The 19,381-nt window shown below is 66.7% G+C and carries 18 protein-coding genes and 1 tRNA gene; 7 read left to right on the top strand and 12 right to left on the bottom strand.

What is annotated here, in order from left to right; translation table 11 throughout:
- Nucleotides 1-28: 28 nt before the first annotated feature.
- The 4 genes from AAC067_RS14720 to AAC067_RS14705 all read right to left on the bottom strand — a co-directional run bounded on the left by AAC067_RS14720 (nucleotide 29) and on the right by AAC067_RS14705 (nucleotide 3,212).
- Complete coding sequence (locus AAC067_RS14720) at nucleotides 29-1,291, bottom strand: DUF418 domain-containing protein (RefSeq protein WP_339933605.1); 1,263 nt, start codon at nucleotides 1,289-1,291, stop codon at nucleotides 29-31.
- A 72-nt stretch (nucleotides 1,292-1,363) separates the two neighbouring features.
- Nucleotides 1,364-1,936, bottom strand: coding sequence for a phthalate transporter (locus AAC067_RS14715; protein ID WP_339933604.1), 573 nt, complete (start codon nucleotides 1,934-1,936; stop codon nucleotides 1,364-1,366).
- Nucleotides 1,936-2,814 (bottom strand): 3-hydroxybutyryl-CoA dehydrogenase, encoded by an 879-nt coding sequence (locus AAC067_RS14710; protein WP_339933603.1) that lies wholly within the window; start codon nucleotides 2,812-2,814, stop codon nucleotides 1,936-1,938. Before AAC067_RS14710 ends, AAC067_RS14715 begins: the two co-directional genes overlap by 1 nt.
- 92 nt (nucleotides 2,815-2,906) lie before the next feature.
- Nucleotides 2,907-3,212 (bottom strand): YggT family protein, encoded by a 306-nt coding sequence (locus tag AAC067_RS14705; RefSeq protein ID WP_339933602.1) that lies wholly within the window; start codon nucleotides 3,210-3,212, stop codon nucleotides 2,907-2,909.
- Between the two features lie 138 nt (nucleotides 3,213-3,350).
- Between AAC067_RS14705 and AAC067_RS14700 the strand changes: the two genes are divergently transcribed.
- Both AAC067_RS14700 and AAC067_RS14695 read left to right on the top strand, forming a co-directional pair.
- Nucleotides 3,351-3,426, top strand: a tRNA-Ala gene (locus AAC067_RS14700).
- Nucleotides 3,427-3,596: 170 nt separating this feature from the next.
- Nucleotides 3,597-4,064, top strand: coding sequence for a peptidase S1 (locus AAC067_RS14695; RefSeq protein ID WP_339933601.1), 468 nt, complete (start codon nucleotides 3,597-3,599; stop codon nucleotides 4,062-4,064).
- A 67-nt stretch (nucleotides 4,065-4,131) separates the two neighbouring features.
- Here the strand turns inward: AAC067_RS14695 and AAC067_RS14690 are convergent, their stop codons facing one another.
- From AAC067_RS14690 to AAC067_RS14670, 5 genes are all read right to left on the bottom strand, one after another.
- Nucleotides 4,132-4,422: an HPr family phosphocarrier protein gene (locus AAC067_RS14690; protein ID WP_339933600.1), complete on the bottom strand. Its 291-nt coding sequence runs from the start codon at nucleotides 4,420-4,422 to the stop codon at nucleotides 4,132-4,134.
- The gene (locus AAC067_RS14685; protein WP_339933599.1) at nucleotides 4,419-4,823 is read right to left on the bottom strand and encodes a PTS sugar transporter subunit IIA; all 405 of its coding nucleotides are present in this window, start codon (nucleotides 4,821-4,823) and stop codon (nucleotides 4,419-4,421) included. The genes AAC067_RS14690 and AAC067_RS14685 overlap by 4 nt, the downstream gene beginning before the upstream one ends.
- Before the next feature lie 98 nt (nucleotides 4,824-4,921).
- A complete protein-coding gene (locus AAC067_RS14680) occupies nucleotides 4,922-5,350 on the bottom strand; it encodes a serine kinase (protein ID WP_339933598.1) in 429 nt (142 codons plus the stop codon).
- Nucleotides 5,347-7,044, bottom strand: coding sequence for a HAMP domain-containing sensor histidine kinase (locus AAC067_RS14675; RefSeq protein WP_339933597.1), 1,698 nt, complete (start codon nucleotides 7,042-7,044; stop codon nucleotides 5,347-5,349). Before AAC067_RS14675 ends, AAC067_RS14680 begins: the two co-directional genes overlap by 4 nt.
- Nucleotides 7,013-7,717 (bottom strand): response regulator transcription factor, encoded by a 705-nt coding sequence (locus tag AAC067_RS14670; protein WP_339933596.1) that lies wholly within the window; start codon nucleotides 7,715-7,717, stop codon nucleotides 7,013-7,015. The genes AAC067_RS14675 and AAC067_RS14670 overlap by 32 nt, the downstream gene beginning before the upstream one ends.
- 194 nt (nucleotides 7,718-7,911) lie before the next feature.
- Between AAC067_RS14670 and AAC067_RS14665 the strand changes: the two genes are divergently transcribed.
- Nucleotides 7,912-9,636, top strand: coding sequence for a hypothetical protein (locus AAC067_RS14665; protein WP_339933595.1), 1,725 nt, complete (start codon nucleotides 7,912-7,914; stop codon nucleotides 9,634-9,636).
- Here the strand turns inward: AAC067_RS14665 and AAC067_RS14660 are convergent.
- On the bottom strand, nucleotides 9,633-10,922 hold the full coding sequence (locus AAC067_RS14660) for an NAD(P)/FAD-dependent oxidoreductase (protein WP_339933594.1): 1,290 nt from the start codon (nucleotides 10,920-10,922) through the stop codon (nucleotides 9,633-9,635). The genes AAC067_RS14665 and AAC067_RS14660 overlap by 4 nt on opposite strands.
- 270 nt (nucleotides 10,923-11,192) lie before the next feature.
- On the opposite strand from AAC067_RS14660, the gene AAC067_RS14655 reads away from it, so the two are divergent.
- Entirely contained in the window at nucleotides 11,193-12,563 is a 1,371-nt protein-coding gene (locus AAC067_RS14655; protein WP_339933593.1) for an HWE histidine kinase domain-containing protein, read from the top strand.
- Between the two features lie 3 nt (nucleotides 12,564-12,566).
- On the opposite strand, the gene AAC067_RS14650 is transcribed toward AAC067_RS14655, so the two are convergent.
- Nucleotides 12,567-14,393 carry a terminase family protein gene (locus AAC067_RS14650; RefSeq protein ID WP_339933592.1) on the bottom strand — a complete coding sequence of 609 codons (1,827 nt, stop codon included), beginning with the start codon at nucleotides 14,391-14,393 and terminating at the stop codon, nucleotides 12,567-12,569.
- 344 nt (nucleotides 14,394-14,737) lie between these two features.
- On the opposite strand from AAC067_RS14650, the gene AAC067_RS14645 reads away from it, so the two are divergent.
- The 3 genes from AAC067_RS14645 (at nucleotide 14,738) to AAC067_RS14635 (ending at nucleotide 18,297) form a co-directional block, all read left to right on the top strand.
- Complete coding sequence (locus tag AAC067_RS14645) at nucleotides 14,738-14,938, top strand: hypothetical protein (protein WP_339933591.1); 201 nt, start codon at nucleotides 14,738-14,740, stop codon at nucleotides 14,936-14,938.
- Nucleotides 14,939-15,067: 129 nt separating this feature from the next.
- Nucleotides 15,068-17,074: an ATP-binding protein gene (locus tag AAC067_RS14640; RefSeq protein WP_339933590.1), complete on the top strand. Its 2,007-nt coding sequence runs from the start codon at nucleotides 15,068-15,070 to the stop codon at nucleotides 17,072-17,074.
- Nucleotides 17,074-18,297, top strand: a complete 1,224-nt coding sequence (locus AAC067_RS14635; protein ID WP_339933589.1) for a hypothetical protein — start codon at nucleotides 17,074-17,076, stop codon at nucleotides 18,295-18,297. Before AAC067_RS14640 ends, AAC067_RS14635 begins: the two co-directional genes overlap by 1 nt.
- Here AAC067_RS14635 and AAC067_RS14630 read toward each other — a convergent pair whose 3' ends face one another.
- Nucleotides 18,298-19,299, bottom strand: coding sequence for a DNA cytosine methyltransferase (locus tag AAC067_RS14630; RefSeq protein ID WP_339933588.1), 1,002 nt, complete (start codon nucleotides 19,297-19,299; stop codon nucleotides 18,298-18,300).
- Between the last annotated feature and the right edge of the window lie 82 nt (nucleotides 19,300-19,381).

The following is a 19,381-nucleotide window of genomic DNA, read 5'->3' as shown; positions in this document are numbered from 1 at the left end:
CCGGCGGAGCAACGCCGCCGACCCGGTCTCAGGCCGCGGACCGCAGGATCGGTATCCACCGGCCATAGCTGAGGCAGCGCCACAGCCACTCCAGCGGCCCCATACGGAAGCGGGCCAGCCACAGCGGCGACCAGATCAGCTGGGCCAGCCACACGGCCCCGACCACGGCCCACAGGGCCCCGGGCCCCATGGTGCCGTACCACAGCGGTCCCCACGGCATGGAAAACAGGCTGACCATGATCAGAGTCTGGGTCAGGTAGTTGGTGAAGGCCATCTGTCCCACCGGCACCAGCACGGCCGTCAACGCCTTGAGCCCGAACCGGCTCATCAGGATCAGCAGGCTGGCATAGCCCAGGGTGATCAGGGTGGCGGCACCGGCAGCGGCCGTGGCCAGCCCCACGACCGGCAGGGTGCCGCCGGTCACCTTGAGCCCCTCGGCATAGCCGAGCAGGGCCAGGTTGGCGGCGCCGATCAGCGTCATCAGCACGTACAGCCAGACCGGGGCCCGTCCGCTCAGATAGCCGGACTTGAACAGGCCCAGGCCGATCATCATCAGCGGCACCGAGACCGGAATCAGGAACAGGCTGGCGCCCTGGGCCATAATCCAGGCCTGGAGGTTCTGAAGCAGGGCCGCGCCATAGCCGCTGCGTACCTGCTCGACGACGGCTATGATCTCGGCCGGACTGAGTTGCGGCCCGCCCGCGGTGGCCTTGGCGGCGAAGTCGGGGCCCAAGGCCGACATCAGCACCGGGGCCAGCAGCCCCGTACCGATCGCCAGGACGGTCCAGACGGCGGTGATGCCGCCGCCGACCCACAGCAGCCGCCCGGCCGACCACGAGCGCACCAGCATCATCAGCAGGCCGCAATAGGCATAGTGCAGCAGGATGTCGCCGTACCAGAAGGCCAGGCCGTGGATCAGGCCGATCAGTCCCAGCCAGAACAACCGCCGCCGCAGTAGCCCGCCGCGGGCCGCATTGTCGCGCTCGCCGCCGACGAGGAAGACCGATACCCCGAACAGCATGGTGAACAGGGTGCGGAACTTGTCCTGGAAGAAGACGGCGGTGACCCAGTCCCCGGTCACATTGGCCGTGGTCATGGCCCACGGCCGGGTCTCTTCGGACAGCGCGATCGCGAACGGCCAGGCGAAGGTCAGGGCATTGACCGCCAGGATGCCGAGGATGGCCCAGCCGCGCAGCATGTCCAGATTGAAGATCCGGTCGCCTGGCGCGACCGGGGTCAGCACGGAATCGTGCCGGTCGCCGGGCGCGGCGTCGGCGTCGCTTGTGGTCATGTCGGATCCCCCCGGTTCAGGGGTCAGCATGACCACCCGCGCTCGCGGGGGCAAGGTCAGTCGCGGGCAGGCCTAGAGTTCGCCGTCGACGCGCGCGTCCATCACGCCTAGCCGGTCGCGCACGTGCGGCCGGTGTTCGAAGGCGACGAAGGCCACGCACAGCCCGGCCCACAGCGCATAGCTGACCCCGACCAGCACCGCGACCGGCAGGCCCATCACGCCATAGATCAGCAGGCTGGTTTCGGTGGCACCGGCAGCCTGGCTGATGTCGCCGGCCTCGAACCAGCCGTAGACCGACACGCCCAGCGCCAGCAGGCCCTGCAGCGCCGCGGCCAGCAGGCCGCCGTAGAAGATGAAGCGCCAGACCACGCCCAGCCGGGTGGCCGGCCGGCCGCTGGCCCGGCGTTCGCGCGCCAGCAGCGACAGGCCGCCGGGCACGGCCAGCAGGCCGATGATCAGCACGATCAATCGCCAGTCGAGGTCGCCGGCGGGCGGCCAGTGCTGCGGCGGCCAGACCAGCAGGGTCACTATCAGCGGCGGCCAGGCGGCGGCCAGCGCCACGGCGGCCATGATCCGGCCCGGGGACTTGTGCCAGGCGACCGGTTCCTGCCCGGGCAGGTCGGCCGGGGTTTCAAAGCGACGCATCACCGCGTCGGCACCGGAACGTCACCGGCATAGTCATAGAAGCCGCGGCCGGACTTCTTGCCCAGCCAGCCGGCCTCGACGTATTTCACCAGCAGCGGGCAGGGCCGGTATTTGCTGTCGGCCAGACCCTCGTACAGCACGTTCATGATGGCCAGGACCACGTCCAGCCCCATGAAGTCGGCCAGCTCCAGCGGCCCCATCGGATGGTTGGCGCCCAGCTTCAGCGCCGTATCGATCGAGGCCACGTTCCCGACGCCCTCGTACAGGGTGTAGATCGCCTCATTGATCATCGGCACCAGCACGCGGTTGACGATGAAGGCCGGGAAGTCCTCGGCATTGGTGGTGGTCTTGCCCAGGCTTTCGGCGAAGGTCACGGCGACGCCATAGGTCTCGGCCGAGGTGGCGATGCCGCGGATGATCTCGACCAGCTTCATCACCGGGGCCGGCTTCATGAAATGCAGGCCGATGAAGCGTTCGGGCCGGTCGGTGGCCGCAGCCAGCCGGGTGATCGAGATCGACGAGGTGTTGGAGGCCAGCAGCGTGTGCGCGGCCAGATGCGGCGTCAGCTCGGCAAACAGCGCCTTCTTGACCGCCTCGTCCTCGACCGCGGCCTCTATCACCAGATCGGCGGCCCCCGCCTCGGCCAGGCCGGCGGCAACGCGGATCCGGCCCAGCACGGCGTCGGCCTCGGCCTGGGGGCACAGCTCGCGCTCGACCAGCCGCGCCAGACTGCCGGCGATCGAGGCCAGGGCCCTGGGCGGACGGTCGGCCGCGGCATCGTACAGCCGCACCTCATAGCCGCCCGCGGCGACGGCCTGGGCGATGCCGGCACCCATCTGTCCGGTCCCGATAATGGCGACTGTGCGGATTGTGGTCATGAATGAAGGAGGTCTGTTGGCAAGCGGGAGGGAAGGGGGAGCGGCAGCTTAAGAGCCTGTGCCCCCGGTGCAAGCCCGCGGGCGGTCGCAGCCTAGCCGAGCGTTCTGATCAGCGGGCCGGCCAGGGTCTGGTAGAACAGGATCCGGCCGAAATTGAGCAGCAGCAGCACCACGATCGGCGTGATGTCCATGCCGCCCAGCGGCGGAATGATGCGACGGAACGGGGCCAGCATCGGCGAGGTCACGGAGTCGAGGAAGGAGGCCAGCTGGTTCACGAACCGGTTGCGATGATTGATCACGTCGAAGGCGAACAGCCAGCTCAGGATGGCGGAGGCGATGATCATCCAGATCAGCAGTGTGACGATCGTACCGACCAGCCAGACGATGGCAGTGCCCATGAACCCTATCTCCGTATGATGTTCCGGCCTGCTTCTAGCCCGGCAGGCGCAGAACGCCAACGGTTCCCGGCATTACCGGGCCCCGGTTGACACTGACCGAGCGCGCCGCCTATGTCCCGCGCTCGCCTGTCCCGGATCGGGGCCGTAGCTCAGTTGGTAGAGCGCGTCGTTCGCAATGACGAGGTCAGGGGTTCGACTCCCCTCGGCTCCACCAGGCACCTTCGCCCCGGCCGCTCTCCGCGGCTCCGGTCGCGCGATTTTTACCTGTCCCCGTCATGCCACAGCTCCGGATAAGGGTGGCTACAAGCTTGACCGTCGCCCGCCACAGTGGGAAACCTGCGTTATGGGGGCTTCGCCGGTTACCGGCGAATGGAGGGAGTGACCATGAAGACGATCGTCTGCGCACTGGCCCTGGCGGCCACGATGGCTGTACCGGGCGCGGCCCTGGCCCAGAACCCCGGTCTGGCCAGCAACTACGGCGAGGTTTCCCTGCGGGTGGGCTTTACCCCGGATCCCTATCGCGTCTCGATGGCGGCCGGGGGCAACATCGACGCCTATGCCGACACGCCACTGCCGGTGAGCTGTGTCGGCAACATCACCGACGCGCCGGATTTCGAGGTCACCTATACGGCCGGCAGTCTGCCGCTGGTGTTCCGGACCGTGTCCTCGCGGGACACCACCCTGATCATCAACGGTCCCGACGGCAGCTGGTCGTGCGATGACGACAGCTTCGGCGACGGCGATGCCGAGGTCCGCTTCAACCGGCCGCAGAGCGGTACCTATGACATCTGGGTCGGCACCTATGGCGGCGGCACGGCCCCCGCGACCCTGCTGATCACCGAAACCCCCTGATCCCGGGCTGACCGGACCATCACAAGGCACCGCCCCGGGGTTCGCTCCGGGGCGGTGTCGTTTCGACCTACTGGTCTTCCTCAAAGCGCAGCGCCACCAGTTCGCCCAGGGCGGTCACCGCGGCGGCGGCGTCGGGTCCGGTGGCCGCGATCTCGATGGCCGAGCCGATGCCCGCGCCCAGCATCAGCAGCCCCATGATCGACAGGGCGTTGACCGTCACCCCCTCGCGGGTGACCCGGATATCGGCGTCGAAGGTCGAGGCCAGTTTGACGAATTTGGCCGAGGCCCGGGCGTGCAGGCCGCGGGCGTTACAGATATCGACGGTGGCTTCGGCCTTGTTCGGGACGGAGGCGCTCATTTCTCGCCTGACAGGACCCACGAGGCGACCGAGATGTATTTGCGCCCGGCGTCCTGGGCGTGGGCCACACAGGCCTCCAGCGGCTCGCGGCCGCGGACACTGGCCAGCTTGATCAGCATCGGCAGGTTCAACCCGGCGATGACCTCGGCCTGGGTCTCGGCCATCACCGATATGGCCAGGTTCGAAGGCGTGCCGCCGAACATGTCGGTCAGCAGGATCACCCCGTCGCCGTCGTCGACGGCGCGGCAGGCGTCGACGATGTCACGACGCCGCCGCTCCATGTCGTCGTCCGGCCCGATGCAGATGGCCGCGACTCCGCGTTGCGGGCCAACCACATGCTCCATGGCCGAGAGAAATTCAGACGCCAGCCCGCCGTGGGTGACGATCACCAGCCCGATCATGAAGGCTTCACCAAGTCATCGCCCCCGCGTCATCCGCCGCGTCGGGACATGCCCGAGCGGACTGCAAGCCGCGCGAGATAGCCCAATCCCGCCGATGATTAAAGCTCGGCCGTCGCTGCGGTGATAAATTCAACCGCTGAGGCGTGCCGGGCGATCACCTTCAAACGGGGCAGATCGAGGCCTGCGACCGGGATCCGGTCGGGCCCGGGCAGCCGCTCCGGCGGCTGGTCCACACAGTCGACGGCCAGCACCAGCCGCGCTAGGCCGAGATGCGGAGCCGACACGATGCCGAGGCCGCGGACCTCAATCCGGCCGGCGATCTGGACCGGGGCCGTGGCGTACAGCGCCCCGGCCGAGGCGAACACATGGCTGTAGTCGTCGGCCACCAGCCGCCAGCCCCGGCCGATCAGACGCAGGGCCAGGTCGCTCTTGCCGGACCCGGACGGGCCGCTGATCAACACCCCGATCCAGCCGGTCGCCGGGATCCAGCGTGCCACCGTGGTGGCATGGGTCGGCGGCGGGCTCATGCCTGGCGGCCCGCCACCGGCAGGGTGACCTCGAACCGGGCCCCCAGCACCGTACCGTCCGGATCCGTCCGGTTTTCGGCCCTGACCGTGCCGCCGTGGGCCTCGACGATCTGGCGCACAATCGACAGGCCCAGGCCCGAGTTGGAGCCGAAGGCGGTGCCCTTGGGTCGGGACGTATAGAAGCGCTCGAACACGGTCTCCAGATTGTCGGGCGGGATGCCGGGGCCGTCATCCTCGACCCGGACCACCAGCGGTCGCTGCGGATCGGCACCATCCCGCACCAGACTGACGCGGACCTCGCCATCAGCCGGGCTGAACGAGCGGGCATTGTCGATCAGATTGCGGAACACCTGGCCCATCGAGCCGTCGCGACCGTTCACCAGGACAGACCCGGGCTCGGCGGTCAGTCGCACCGGGACCTCGCCCGGCTTCAGATTGCCCGAATAGACGCTGATGATATCCGTCAGCAGGGTCGCGACGTCGACCGGTCGCGGCCGGTCGCGCGACAGTTCGGCGTCGAGGCGCGAGGCGTTGGAAATATCGGTGATCAACCGGTCCAGCCGCCGCACGTCCTGTTGCAGCAGGGTGGTCAGTTTCTCGCGCTGGGCCTCGGTCTTGACCAGAGGCAGCGTCTCCAGCGCCGAGCGGATCGAGGTCAGCGGATTCTTGATCTCATGCGAAACGTCGGCCGCGAACCGTTCGATCGCATCCATCCGGTCCGACAGGGTCTCGGTCATGGTCTCCAGCGATCGCGCCAGATCGCCGATCTCGTCCTTGCGGCCCTCCAGATCAGGCAGGGAAATGGCGCGCGCCCTTTGCAGCCGCACCTCGTCCGCTGCAGCGGACAACCGCATCACCGGTCGCGCCACGAACAGATGCATCAGCAGCGAGCCCAGCAGGTTCACGGCCAGGGCCACCAGCGCGAACGGCATGAGCGCCCGGCGCTGCGCCGCCAGGATCTGGTCGACGTCGCCGGCCTCCAGGGTCAGGACTCCCAGCACCTGTCGCACATGGCGCACGGGGATCGAGACCGAGATGACGCGGTGGCCGTCCTCGGCCCGACGCAGGCCCGCCTGGGAGCCGCCGTCGAGCGCCTTGGCGACCTCGGCGGCGAGGTCGGCATTGGCGCGCGCCAGGTTGCTGGCGTCCCGGGCCTTGGCGCGGGTCAGATCGGGCGGCGTGGTGCCGGCGGGCCGCGCGGGCGGCAGCGGCTGGCCCGGGATCGCCTCGGTCACGACATAGCTGTCAGCGATCGGCCGCAGGGCCAGGCCGGGCAGGCTGTCGGCCACCGCCAGCCCGTCGATGTCGAAGACCCGCACCCGCTGGCCCGGGGGAATGAAATTATCGCGCAGCCAGAACGACACCTCGATCTCGTTGAGCGACGGCAGCGGCTCGCCCTCGGTGATCCCCAACCGACCCAGCACGCTGGACAGGATTTCGGCCTGGGCCAACAGGGACTCCTGCTTGGCCTCGACCAGACCGCGCTTCCATTCGTTCAGGGCCAGGGCTCCGCCGAACAGGATCAACAGGCTGAGCAGATTGAGCGCCAGAATCAGCGCGCCGAGCCGCGACCCGCCGAAACGGATCAGGCGGCGACGCAGCCGGTCGGCCTTTCCGGGGGCGGCCTTCCCGGCGACGGAGTCGCCGGGCGGGCCGTTCCGGTCAGCTTTCGCGATAGCGGTAACCGACGCCATACAGGGTCTCGATCGCGTCGAACTCGGGATCGACGACCCGGAATTTCTTGCGCATCCGCTTGACGTGGCTGTCGATGGTGCGGTCGTCGACATAGACCTGATCGTCGTAGGCGGCGTCCATCAGGTTGTCGCGGCTCTTCACGAAACCGGGCCGCTGGGCCAGGGCCTGCAGCAGCAGGAATTCGGTGACGGTCAGCTTGACCGGCTTACCTTCCCAGGTGCTTTCGTGACGGGCCGGATCCATGGTCAGCTTGCCACGACGGATCGCCTTGGACGAGTTCTCCAGCGACGGCTCGGCCTCCTGACCGTCGGCCCCGGTCCGGCGCAGCAGCGCCTTGACCCGTTCCAGCAACAGACGCTGACTGAACGGCTTGTGGATGTAGTCGTCGGCGCCGAGGTTGAAGCCCAGGATCTCGTCGATCTCCTCGTCCTTCGAGGTCAGCATGATAACGGGAATCTGCGATGTCTGACGCAGGCGGCGCAGAACCTCCATGCCGTCCATGCGCGGCATTTTCACATCGAGGATCACCAGGTCCGGCGGATCGGACTCCAGCGCCTCGAGGCCGGCGGCCCCGTCGTGGTAGGCCGTGATCTTGTGGCCGTGGCTTTCCAGCGCCAGGGACACAGAGGCGACGATGTTCTCGTCGTCGTCGACCAGGGTGATGTTCGCCAATGGGCTCTCCTCAATGCGCGGCCTGCGGGTCGCGATGGTCGCGGCCTGATCTCAGGAACGCACAACAAGCGTAACCGTTCTCCGAAATCACGGTGACAATACGGCCCCGGGCTCCGCGCCGCCAGTCGTCTCATTGCAACGCCCCCTTAAAGCCTTTGTGGGACGATCAGGGCTGTTCCCAGTGTGAGTACCTGATGGCCGGCTCCATTCACTACGAAATCTATATCCGCAAAACCGCCCCCGCCCCCTGGTCGCTGTTGATGGCGACCGAGGACCGGGCCAAGGCGATCGAGACGGCCGAGGACCTGCTTTCGGACCGCCGGGCCGCGGCCGTGCGGGTCACCAAGGAGATGCTCGACCCCGATACGATGGAGTTCTCCAGCGTCACCCTGCTGACCCGCGGCGCGCCCGAGGTGAAGCAGAAACGGGTGGTTGCCGCCTCGGAGGCGGGCCCGCGATGCAACGGTCCGGAGGACCTCTACAGCCCCTATGCCCGCGAGATCATCGGCCGGGTACTCGAGGACTGGCTGGGCCGCCAGGGGGTTACCGCCTTCGAACTGCTGCACCGCCCCGACCTGGCCGAGCGGCTGGAATCCGGCGGCACCGAACTCCAGCATGCCATCCAGAAGGTCGCCATTCCCGAGAGCCAGGCCGTGGGCCAGCCGCTGCATGACCTGCTGCGCCACTACCAGCGTCTCAGCGATCAGACGATCGCCCGCCTGGTGGCCGCCGGTCGTCGCAACCTGTTCCCCGATCTCGAATCCCATTCCCTGGCCGACATCGCCCATCGTGTCTCGGCCTCGCCCGAGCGGGGGCTGATCATGGGCGGGGTCATCTCCCGGGCCCTGACGGACATCCGCGGCGGACGACTGCGTCTCGACCGGTTGATGGATCTGGCCGAACGGGCCCCGATGGAGGGTTCGCCCCGGGCCCTGGTCATGGTCGCCATCGAACAGGTGCTGTGCGAGACCGTCGCCGTACGCAGCAATCTGGCCGACATCCTCGGCCCGGCGCTGGATCAGGGGGCCACGCTGGCCGCCGTGGTCCATATGGTCGCCCCGCGCGAGATCGCCGCCCTGATCGCCCATGACGCGCGCTTGGCCCTGCATGTCCCGCCGGTGTCCGGTCCCGCGGCCCGGCTCGGCGCGCGGCTCGAGGCCGATGAGTTCCCGCTGCTGGCCGCGGCCCTGTCGCGAATGGTGGTGCGCGAGCTGGAGCTGCCGCGCCGCCTGCGCCCCAATGACGCGCCCGGCGAGATCGAGATTCTGCGGACGCTGGCCATGTCCCTGACCGCTGCGGCCGGGCGTCTGTTGACGCTGGAGGAGGTGCAGAGCGCCTTCGTCGAACGCTCCAAGAGCCTGGTCATCGCCGATTTCGTCGCCGCCTATATCCAGGACTGCGAGACGATCCTGTGCGAGGCCGAACATCTGGTCCGGCTGTGCGAGAACGTTACCGGTTCGGCCAACAAGCGGGCCGCGGCGCGCTGGCTGGCGGCCTGCGTCGGCTCGCTGCGCTTCGAGTCCGAGATGCGCGCCCCGGGCATGACGCCGGCCCAGAAGCTGGCGACGCTGGCGCGGCTGCAGCGCTCGGTGCGCGGGGCCTTGCTGAACGAACGCGATACCGAGGTCATCGGCGGCACCATCGGCACGATCGGCGGCATGGTCGAGTCCCAGGCCAAATTGGCACTCCAGCTGGCCAGGGCCCCGGCCCCGATCCATCAGAAGCTGACCCTGCTGCTGCGTCTGGCCACCGGCGAGACCGCGCCGCTGGGTCCCGCAGCCGAGCGCGCCAGGGTCGAGGCCCTGCGCCTGCTGCGGGCCCCGGAGTCGCGCGCCACCCTGGCCGCCGATCCCGTCGCCCTGGCCCCGTTGCGCACCCTGATGCAGGCTGCGGGACTGGCGGGTCAGGCCGCCGCCTAGCAGACCTGTCCGGCAGCCCAGCCCGACGACCAGGCCCACTGGAAATTATAGCCGCCCAGCCAGCCGGTGATGTCGACCGCCTCGCCGATCACATACAGGCCGGGCACGGTCTTCGCGGCCATGGTCTGCTGGTCCAGCTGGTCGGTGGCCACCCCGCCCAGGGTGACCTCGGCCGTGCGATAGCCCTCGGACCCGACCGGCTTGACCGTCCAGGCGTTGACCGCCGCGTCCAGCCGCATCAGCGCCTTGCCCCCGACCTCGGCCAGTTTCCCCGCCACCTGCCCCCGCTCGCACAGGCTCTCGGCCAGCCGCCGCGGCACGATATGTCCCAGCGCCGTATGCACCGCCGCCTTGCCGCCGTTCTCCTCGCGCGCCGCCTTCAGCCGGGCCAGCACATCGACGCCCGGGGCCATGCTGAGCGTGATCGCCTCGCCCTCGCGCCAGTAGGAGCTGATCTGCAAAATCGCCGGCCCCGACAGCCCCCGGTGGGTGAACAGCATGGCTTCCTTGAATGTGGGCCTATCGCGCTTCGCGCTACTTGAGGCCATGACGTTGGGCCTACCGCGTTCCGCGCTACTTGAGGCCGGATTGGCACCGGGCGTGTTGGAAGCGGGTTCGGGGTTGTTCCTGACCACCACGTCCACCGCCACGCCCGCCAGCGGCAGCAGGGTCTCCAGCAGGCCGGTCTCGAAGGTCAGGGGCACCAGGGCGGGGCGCGTCTCCGTCACCCGCAGGCCGAACGCCCGCGCGGTGTCATAGGCCCAGCCGGTGGCCCCCATCTTGGGGATCGAGCGGCCGCCGCTGGCCAGCACCAGCGAACGCGCCGTCACCGCCGTGCCGTCCGACAGCACCGCCGCAAACCCGTCCCCGGCCCGCGCGACCGAGGCCACCCCGGTGCCCGTGCGCAGCTCCACCCCGGCCTCAGCCATGGCGTCGGTCAGCATGCGGATGATCTGTTTGGCGCTGTCATCACAGAACAGCTGGCCCAGCGTCTTCTCGTGCCAAGCGATGCCCGCCTGATCGACGCGCTTGATGAAGTCATGCTGCGAAAACCGCTTCAGCGCCGAGGTGGCGAAGCGCGGGTTCTCACCGAGGAAATTGGCCGGCCCGGTACCCAGGTTGGTGAAATTACAGCGCCCCCCGCCCGAGATGCGGATCTTCTCGCCCGGGGCCCGCGCATGGTCGACCACCAGCACCCGCCGCCCGCGCCGCCCCGCCTCGATCGCGCACATCATCCCGGCCGCCCCGGCCCCGACGATCAGGGTGTCATAGGTCTCTTTGCTCATCGCCGTCGTCTAGCAGGGCGGCGCGCCCCCCGCGAGCCGTGACCCCCCGGGTCTCCTCCCCGTTCCGTGGGTCGGGGGCCGCGGCCCGACAGGACGGGGCGCAAGCGGCTCGGCCCACCCACGGTTTTGCCGATTTCGTCGCCGGGGATGTAGCATTCTGAACCAAAGCACGAGGTGCGGCGTTGGGCGGGTGCGCCTGACTTGGCCGCGGAGCGGGGTAACGATGGCAGATGCGCCTGACATGAGTGTTGTTTCTGCCGGTGAGTCCGCTTGACCCGGCCACCGTCTGACGGCGACAGCCTGGCCCTGCTGGCCGAGGAATCGCCCGCCATGCTGTGGCGCGGCGACAGCCAGGGCCGCTGCGTGTTTCTGAGCCGGGCGATGCGCGAATTCTGGGACCTGCAACCCGAGGATTGTGGCGTCTTCGACTGGGCCACCAGCCTGCTGGCCGAGGACCACGAGGCGGTCTTTGGCCCGTTCGCCGCCGGCATGGCCTCCGCCGAGGCGTTCCGGTGCGAGGGGCGCTACCGGCGCGCGGACGGGGAGGTGCGGGTGCTGCGGACCCGGGCCCAGCCGTATCACGACGCCGACGGGGCCTTCGCCGGCATGGTCGGGGTCAATGAGGACATTACCGAACTCAGGGCCGCCGAGCGCGAACTGTCGGCCCGCAACCATCAGCTGGACGAGAGTCTGGGCCGGTTGCGTTCGACCGCCGAGCGGTTCGTGCTGGCGACCAACATCTCGGGCCTGTCGATGTCCGAGCATGACGAGACGCTGAAATACGTCTGGGCCCACAACCTGCCGCCCGAATGCATGGGCCGGTCGCCGGCGGAGTTCGTCGGGGCCCAGATCGGCGAACCGATCGAGGCCCTGCTGCGCCGCACCCTCGACACCGGTCAGCCGCAGGTCGAGGAGATGTCCTTCCTGGTCGGCGAGCGGCGCATGTGGTGCGACATCCAGGCCGCCCCCTCGGTCCTGCCCGACGGGCGGCGCGGCGTGGTCGCCAGCGCCCTCGACGTCACCGCGCGCAAGCTGAACGAGACCAAGCTGGAGGTGCTGGCCCAGGAGCTGGGCCACCGGGTCAAGAACGTCTTCGCCGTGGTCCAGGCCATCGTGCGCCAGTCGGCGCGGGCGACGCCGGTGCCGGACGGCTTCGTCACCGCCATCGAGGCCCGTCTCGCCGCCCTGGCCGCCGCCCAGGATGCGCTACTGGCGATGTCCGACGACCGCTTTTCCCTGCATGACCTGCTGGCCCGGCAGCTGTCGCATCTGCAGGGCGTCGACCTGTCGGGGCCCGAGGTGCTGCTGCCCGGCAAGGTCGCCCCCTATCTGTCGCTGGCCGTGCATGAGCTGGGCACCAATGCCCTCAAGCACGGCAGTCTGGGGGTTGCGGGCGGCCGCGTCACGGTGCGCTGGGAGCCGGTCGCCGCCGACCGGGTGCGGCTGTCCTGGCAGGAGCGTGGTGGCCCCGCCGCCGTCGCCCCGCCCGTGACGACCCCGGACCGCAAGGGCGGCTTCGGATCGCTGTTGCTGACCCGGGTGTTCGAAGGTGCCACCGGCGGCGAGGTCGACATGCAGTTCGGCACCGACGGCCTGCACTGGACCGCGACCATCCCGACCACCGTCGAATTGCGACTCTGAGCGTCAGCGCAAACACCCGCCGCCCCGCACCCCCCAGTCCAGCACCGAAATCCTCGGTCCCTCGCCGCGCGGGCCCAGCAGCAGGTCGCTGACCCCCCAGACCAGGGCGTCGGCGCGGTCGAGGTCATAGCGCCCCTCGTCCTCGCCGCCGAAGGCCATCAGCTCCTCCTCCAGCGCCGCGAACCGCCCCCGGTGCCGCACCCGCCCCTGTTCGTACAGGGCCGCGACCGGCTCGGCCCGGGCCCGTTTGCCGCGCGACGCCCGCACCGCGCGAAAGCCGACGCCGCCGTCCTCACAGCCTGCCGCCTTCAGCACCGCCCGCACCATGTCGCCGCCCTGGTTGACCTCGGCCACCACGGTCGTGGCCCCGAATTCGCGCGCCGCCGCCACCGCCCGCCGGGCCCAGCCCGCCGGCGACAGCCCCGCCGCCGACCGGTCCGCCAGCACATGGGCTCGCGTCACCCCGTCAGGGTCCTGCGCCCGCGCCACCACGACGATGCCGCAGGCGTTGCCGGTCGCGGTGGTCGTCGGATCCACCGCCACCACCACTTTTTCATAGGGGCTATCGCGCTTCGCGCTACTTGAGCCCGGGGGTGCGCCATCGGGGGTCTGGGGGCTCAAGCAGGCCGAAGGCCGGTAGCCCCCAGGAAGATATGCGGCCGAGAGCATTGCTGACGTGAACATCGCCCCCTCCGCCTCCACCACCAAGCCTTCCAGCTCCTGCGCGGCCCGTCGCGTGCCTCCGTACAGCGCCGTCAGCCCCTCGAGGAATCCCGCCGACAGATGGGCCGCGTTCTCCGCCGTCCCCGCATGGGTTCCCACGCACGACGCCTCCGCTCGCAACGCCCGCAGAGCCCTTGTCGGCCGCGGCGTGGTGGTGACGACCAGCCTCGGCGTCTCCCCGATCCTGAACCCCATCCTGAGCAGCGCCAGCGTCTCTTCCCCCCGCGGCCAGGCACAGAATTCGTCGGCCCAGGCGGCGGCGAACTGCGGGCCGCGCAGGCTGTCGGGGTCCTCGGCCGAGAAGACGAAGGCCTCGGCCCCGCCGGGAAACACCAGCCGCCGCCGCGACGGCTCATAGCGCGGCCAGGCCCGCCCCGCGCGCCACCGCCCCAGGCTCATCAGCCCCGACGGCCCGCCGATCATCACCTCGCGCACATCGTGCAGGGTCGGCCCGATCAGGGCCAGCCGCCCCCCGGCCCCCAGCGCCTCGGCCCGCTCGGCCAGCCAGCTGGCCCCCGCCAGCGTCTTGCCCGCCCCGCGCCCGCCCAGAAACAGCCAGGTCGCCCAGCCCCCGTCCGGCGGCCGCTGCGCCGCCCGCAACACCACCGGCGGCCCCCAATCGGCCGCATCGTCAGCCCCATCCCCGCTCTCACCCGGGTCCCCACCCCCGGGGGTTCGGGGGCTCATGTAGGCCGAAGGCCGATAGCCCCCGGCAAGAGAGAAAGACCCTTTCAGCCGACGCGTCGCCCGCACGCTCTGGGTGAGGGCCAGAAAATCCGGCAGCCGCCCTTCGGCCGCTGCCAGTTTGGCCTGTTCCAGCGCCCTTGCCTCCGACCCGTCCAGATCGTCGGGATCAAAGGCGAACCCCCGCGCCTCGGTCACCGCCGGCGCGGGCGTGACCGGCGGCGGCTGCACCCAGCGATACACCGCCCCCGGCCGGTCCATCTTGCGCCAGCCCCGGTTGCGCGCCTGGACGCGCACGGCGGATTCACTGACCCCATGCTCGCGCGCCAGCGCCGCCGCCGTCTCCCCGCCGACATAGCGTTCCAGCAGCGCGATCCACACTGCATCCGCCAGCTTCGGCTGCCCCGGTCGCCCCGTCCCCATGGAAGAGAGCCTAACCCAGCCCCCAACCTCGCCAGACCGAATCCCGCAAACCCAATGCTGGCGTGAAAAACAGCGCGGGTTTTATCTTTTTACCTCGCACCCCGAAAACTCCCGGGACAGCCCCGGAGCGCGCGGCGAAGCCGCCAGGCCGCGTCGGGTCGACAGGGCGGAGCCCTGTGACCGCGGCCCACCAACAGAGTCTCCTCCCCATTCCATGGGGAGGAGACGGGGGTGCGCCATCCCTGTGCGCAAACGGAACAAATCCAGAACATCTCCTTGCCTCCCGCCGCACACACTGCGCATCCTCCCCCCGGGGTCGGTCCCACAGTTGCGGAAGTTTTCAGATGTCAGACCCCGACCCCGCCACCCGTTTGCTCGAGGCCCTGCGCGGCCTGGACCTGACCAGCGCCGACGGCCGCGCCGGCCTGGGCACCCTTTTGGCCGAGATCGAACGCGCCGCCCCCGACGCCATCCTGCAAAAGGCGGCGGGCATCGATCTCAGGAGGATGGGGTGGGGGATGCATCAGGAGCCTCCGTCCCCGTGAAGGATCATTGAACGCCTTCCACACGCAGACGCGAAACAACTCTAGCGATAAGCAAAGCTTGCTGATATCCGGGTGCACTCTAAGCGGGCGGTTACCTCCGCCGAAGTTTCAACGTGCGAGGACATGTCCGTGGCTTCTGACGAGCAGCCAGAGTCATCCCAGCCGGACGAAATCATTTCGCTTGAGGTGAAAGAAGAACTGTCGGCGTGGCTCGCGAACCCGGACCATGATGGACAAGTCGTCAAGACCTCTCTCCGGCCGAGCGACAGGGTTATCGCGCGGGTCACAGACGGCATCTACAGACAACCAGCTTCAGCGCTTCGGGAGCTTATCTCAAACGCTTGGGACGCAGACGCAAAAAACGTCACCATCCTGACGGATGCTCCGCGCTTCTCGCGCATATATGTGCGGGACGACGGTTTGGGCATGTCGCACCAAACACTGACCCGTCTACTGAAGAGTATCGGTGGCAGCGCCAAACGGCGGGAGATCGGCCAAGAACTGGGGGTTACCCACGCCGATGATGTCGAGCTCACCCCGGGCGGTCGCAAGATTATCGGCAAGATCGGCATTGGCCTGTTTTCCGTCAGCCAACTTGCCAAAAAGTTCGAAATTATCACCAAGGTCGCTGGCGCGGACTATCGACTGGTCGCCGAGATCCGGCTGAACCAATTTGATGATGATGCAGAAGGCGAGGGAGACGACGAGCACTTCTTGGCCGGCGAGGTGTTCATCCGTCGAGAGCACAGCGACGACATCGCTGCCCATGGCACCGACATCATCTTAAATGACATCAAACCGCGTGTTCGGGACATCCTAAGAAGTGCGGACCGCTGGGATGCGGTGCACGAGCGGGACGAGGCTCTCCGCAGTGGGGATATCGAAACCTATGCCAGTTTAACGGTCGAACGGCCGCGCTTCCATTCTGGTTACACGGGACCGGTTCAAGACGGGGGAATTAGTGTCTTGGTTGAAGAGCCGAGATTGCCTTGGACTGCCAATGTCCCCCCAGACCAGCGCATGGTCAAACTTATTGAAGCCGTTGAAGGGGAGTTCAGCCGACTTGCACGTCCCGACCTAGCGAATACGCTCGATACATACTTGGAGATGATTTGGAGTTTGGGCCTGTCGGCGTCAGTCCCCTACGTCGACTGTCATCCGTTCGATCTGGTTGGCGGCCCTGACATCCAGTTCTTCTGGTTGGCTGGCTCCAGAGGCAAGGGTGCTGAGCTAAACGTGGCTGATGGGGAGATGGTCCGCGACGCGGTCCGCCGACAAGTAAAAGGCGCGCCAGAACTGGTCGAGGGGCGTGATCCGGTAGGTGGATTTGACGTCAACATCGACGGATTGTCATTGCGTCGGCCGATTCGCTTCGATCACCGTCAAAGTGAGGCCCGAGGACTCGCCCATTCAGTCATGTTTTTGGGCAGGTTCGAACCAGATTTGACCCAGGTAACCAGCCGCCAACGGGGAGGTGACCTTAATCTGGAAGGCTATCTATTCTGGACTGGCCGCATAATTCCAAAAGAAAATAATGGCGTTCTTGTTCGGATTAGAGGGGCGAGCGGCGCTCTCTTTGATCCTACCTTTTTCAAATACCAGGTATCGGAACAGACTCGGCTTCGCCAGATTACATCCGAGATCTTCGTCCAGAGCGGACTCGATCCAGCGCTGAACATCGACCGTGAATCCTTTAATTTCTCTCACCCTCATGTGCAGATGCTCACGCTCTGGCTTCACAGTGGGCTCAAGCAGCTAACAAATCGGCTAAAGGATCTCGCACAGCGGAACCGCCAGAGCCGACGCGCACAAGAGTCGGTCCAAGCCGCGAGCGCGGTGGCTGCTAAAGGACGAGAAGTCTGGCACGCGAAGCGTGGAGACGCCCCGGTTCCGTCGGTCCAGTTCACAATCAATCAAGACGAAGCTCAAAAATATAGAGAGCAGGGCTCGATCGTCTTCAGCCCGTCGGTCGTCAGCTCCGCTCCGACAACGAAAGGCGGCTCATCCGCAAATGCTCTCGCCGAAGCACTAATAACAGTTCTGACCGCCTACGGAGTTTTCGAAGATCGCACATATGAGGAGCAGCAAGCGCTCGTCGAGGCGATTCTGAGTGTCTTCGCGGCGGAGTCGCTCTGATGCTTATTGACCCTGGCCTGCCGCCGGACGAGCAGGACGATATCTCGGCCAAGGTCTATGGCGACGGGCAGGAGTTGCCACCGCCGTCAGCCTTGACCAAGAAGAGCTCCTTTGCTCCTTGGCATCACCCGATCAAACAGATCGTTCGCGATTATCAATGGGGGGACGCTGCTGTCCGGCTGCTTTCACAGTCCCGCGCCGCTGAACGGCGCGACGTGCTCCGTTACTTTACATTGCCCGGCGCAGACCTTTTGGACGTTCGACAACTGGCGACTGCCATCGAGAATTTTGGCAGCCAAATCGAGTATTTTGGATTCAACACCGGCTGGACACCTGACGCCGCAGACCAGACCGATGGCTCTGGGGCCTATCTATCGGCCGAGTCCGCACTTCGACAAGCCGGGCGCATCACCGACAACTCGGTGGTCTGGCCGGACAGTCTGGAAGATATCGCCCAACCCAATTCGACAGCGGCGGATCGACTAGCCCAGCAGTCTGTATTTGATATCGTAAACATCGATGCGTGCGATCACTTGGGTTACAAGAGCCCCGGCAGGCACCAAACGCTCTTCGATGCTATGGAGAGCCTGCTCGCCCATCAGTTGCGCGCTACCGAGCCTTGGCTTCTCTTTCTCACTACTCGAGCGGACCCAAAACTCCTCGGGGGCCCATCGGTCAAGTTGATGGCTGCGATTCAAAAGAACTTGGACGCTCACCCGGATGGGTTCGGGGACGCGTTGGCCGATTGCTTGGGCGTCAACAAGGCGGTGCTTATTTCGGAGCTGAACGCAGTGTGGGGCTCCACAGACGAGCGATTTCTAAAATTGTTTGTCCTCGCGCTCGGAAAGCACCTGCTACACTTCTATTTTGGGCAAGTGAACTTCAAGATGACGGTCGAGCTCGTCAGCGCCTTTGCCTACAGGGTCCACGGCTCAGAGCCTGACATGGTTTCAGTCGCGTTCCGTATTACTCCGGGCGGCCTTCGAATTCACCCTCCAGCCGCCAGGCCAATGGTCGCGTTGCATGATATCGAGCTAGTGCACGCCCAATCAATAGCGGCCAAAGCTAAGGAGATGTGGAATCTAGAAACCGGCATTCAGCAACCACAAGTGGCGACGGATGCCGTGAGCGGGACCGCCCGTCTTCTCGAGCAGGCAAACTATGACTTGGAAGCGTGGAGGCTCTGGCTTCAAAATCACGCAACCCGCCCGATGACGGTCTGACTAAGCGGCGCGATCCAGTTGTTCAGCGTAGAGCAGGCTCTTCACACCATTCGCGACAGCCTTCGCTAACGGTGGAGGAACCGCTTCGCTCACTTGGTCTATCTGGGAAGACAGGTTGCCGATGAGCTCATACTCGGGCGGAAAACCTTGCAAGAGCATCGCTTCGTAAACACTTAGCCGTCGCTTCCCATCGGGATGTACATGGACCTCGCGGTGGCCGTAGGCGACCGTGATACTTGGCTTTTCCCAATACAGCGTTTTAAAGCTTCGGCCGGCTACGCCTGGCGTTACGCCACCCTTGCGACTGAATTTCGGAGACCTCGGTGTCATGCACCAGTGATTCGGATGATGGGCATTGAGCGCCGCGCTTCTGGAGAAGAAGGAGGGTTCAGGAAGATCACCGATCGCATCCTTGACCGTGAGCGTGGCCCCCCGATCAAGGGAGAGCGTCGAAAGTTCGAGATCGGAAAACCGCTTTCCATCGATGCCGATCAGGAACAGGCGCGGCCGCCTCTGAGCAACACCGTAATCGACTGCATTTAACAGCAGACGCATGTGTTTGAAGCCTGCGTCCGTCAGGACCTTTTCAACGGCTTCAAGCTTGGAGACGTGCTTCTGTTTCACCAACCCAACGACGTTCTCCATGACGAAAAAGTCTAGTGGAGATCGGGAGTGTAAGGCCGCAACTAGGTTGGCAAAAGCCATCGGCAGCTTGATCCGGTCATCATCGCTGCGCTGATTGACGTTTGCTTGGCTAAAGCTTTGACAGGGCGGCCCACCGACAACCGCAGTCGGATGGAAAACCGAGCCATAGAGAGTGTCTATATCTTCGCAAGTCGCTCGCGAGAGATCGAACGTCTGAGCAACGCCCTTTTCAGGGCGGTTGTGGTTATATGAGGCAACGCTATCGGCCTTCTTGTCCAAGGCGAGTCCGATTTGGAAGCCCGCGTCTTCGAAGCCGCAATCGAGGCCTCCAGCTCCGCAAAACAGACTCAGTAGCACCCGCCACCTCCGATCGAACTGCGCTGAAGCGGTCACTCCCGATAAGGAAGAACGCGCAACTTGGCGGAAGCCGTCTTAAAGA

Source organism: uncultured Brevundimonas sp., from assembly GCF_963977465.1.
Taxonomy (GTDB): Bacteria; Pseudomonadota; Alphaproteobacteria; order Caulobacterales; family Caulobacteraceae; genus Brevundimonas.
Note: the sequence above shows the minus strand (reverse complement) of the source record. Positions and strands in the feature narration are given on the sequence as shown.

Coding starts and splice junctions, on each gene's coding strand:
- AAC067_RS14720 (WP_339933605.1), bottom strand. CDS start 1,291: ATGACCACAAGCGACGCCGACGCCGCGCCCGGCGACCGGCACGATTCC.
- AAC067_RS14715 (WP_339933604.1), bottom strand. CDS start 1,936: ATGCGTCGCTTTGAAACCCCGGCCGACCTGCCCGGGCAGGAACCGGTC.
- AAC067_RS14710 (WP_339933603.1), bottom strand. CDS start 2,814: ATGACCACAATCCGCACAGTCGCCATTATCGGGACCGGACAGATGGGT.
- AAC067_RS14705 (WP_339933602.1), bottom strand. CDS start 3,212: ATGGGCACTGCCATCGTCTGGCTGGTCGGTACGATCGTCACACTGCTG.
- AAC067_RS14695 (WP_339933601.1), top strand. CDS start 3,597: ATGAAGACGATCGTCTGCGCACTGGCCCTGGCGGCCACGATGGCTGTA.
- AAC067_RS14690 (WP_339933600.1), bottom strand. CDS start 4,422: ATGAGCGCCTCCGTCCCGAACAAGGCCGAAGCCACCGTCGATATCTGT.
- AAC067_RS14685 (WP_339933599.1), bottom strand. CDS start 4,823: ATGATCGGGCTGGTGATCGTCACCCACGGCGGGCTGGCGTCTGAATTT.
- AAC067_RS14680 (WP_339933598.1), bottom strand. CDS start 5,350: ATGAGCCCGCCGCCGACCCATGCCACCACGGTGGCACGCTGGATCCCG.
- AAC067_RS14675 (WP_339933597.1), bottom strand. CDS start 7,044: ATGGCGTCGGTTACCGCTATCGCGAAAGCTGACCGGAACGGCCCGCCC.
- AAC067_RS14665 (WP_339933595.1), top strand. CDS start 7,912: ATGGCCGGCTCCATTCACTACGAAATCTATATCCGCAAAACCGCCCCC.
- AAC067_RS14660 (WP_339933594.1), bottom strand. CDS start 10,922: ATGAGCAAAGAGACCTATGACACCCTGATCGTCGGGGCCGGGGCGGCC.
- AAC067_RS14650 (WP_339933592.1), bottom strand. CDS start 14,393: ATGGGGACGGGGCGACCGGGGCAGCCGAAGCTGGCGGATGCAGTGTGG.
- AAC067_RS14645 (WP_339933591.1), top strand. CDS start 14,738: ATGTCAGACCCCGACCCCGCCACCCGTTTGCTCGAGGCCCTGCGCGGC.
- AAC067_RS14635 (WP_339933589.1), top strand. CDS start 17,074: ATGCTTATTGACCCTGGCCTGCCGCCGGACGAGCAGGACGATATCTCG.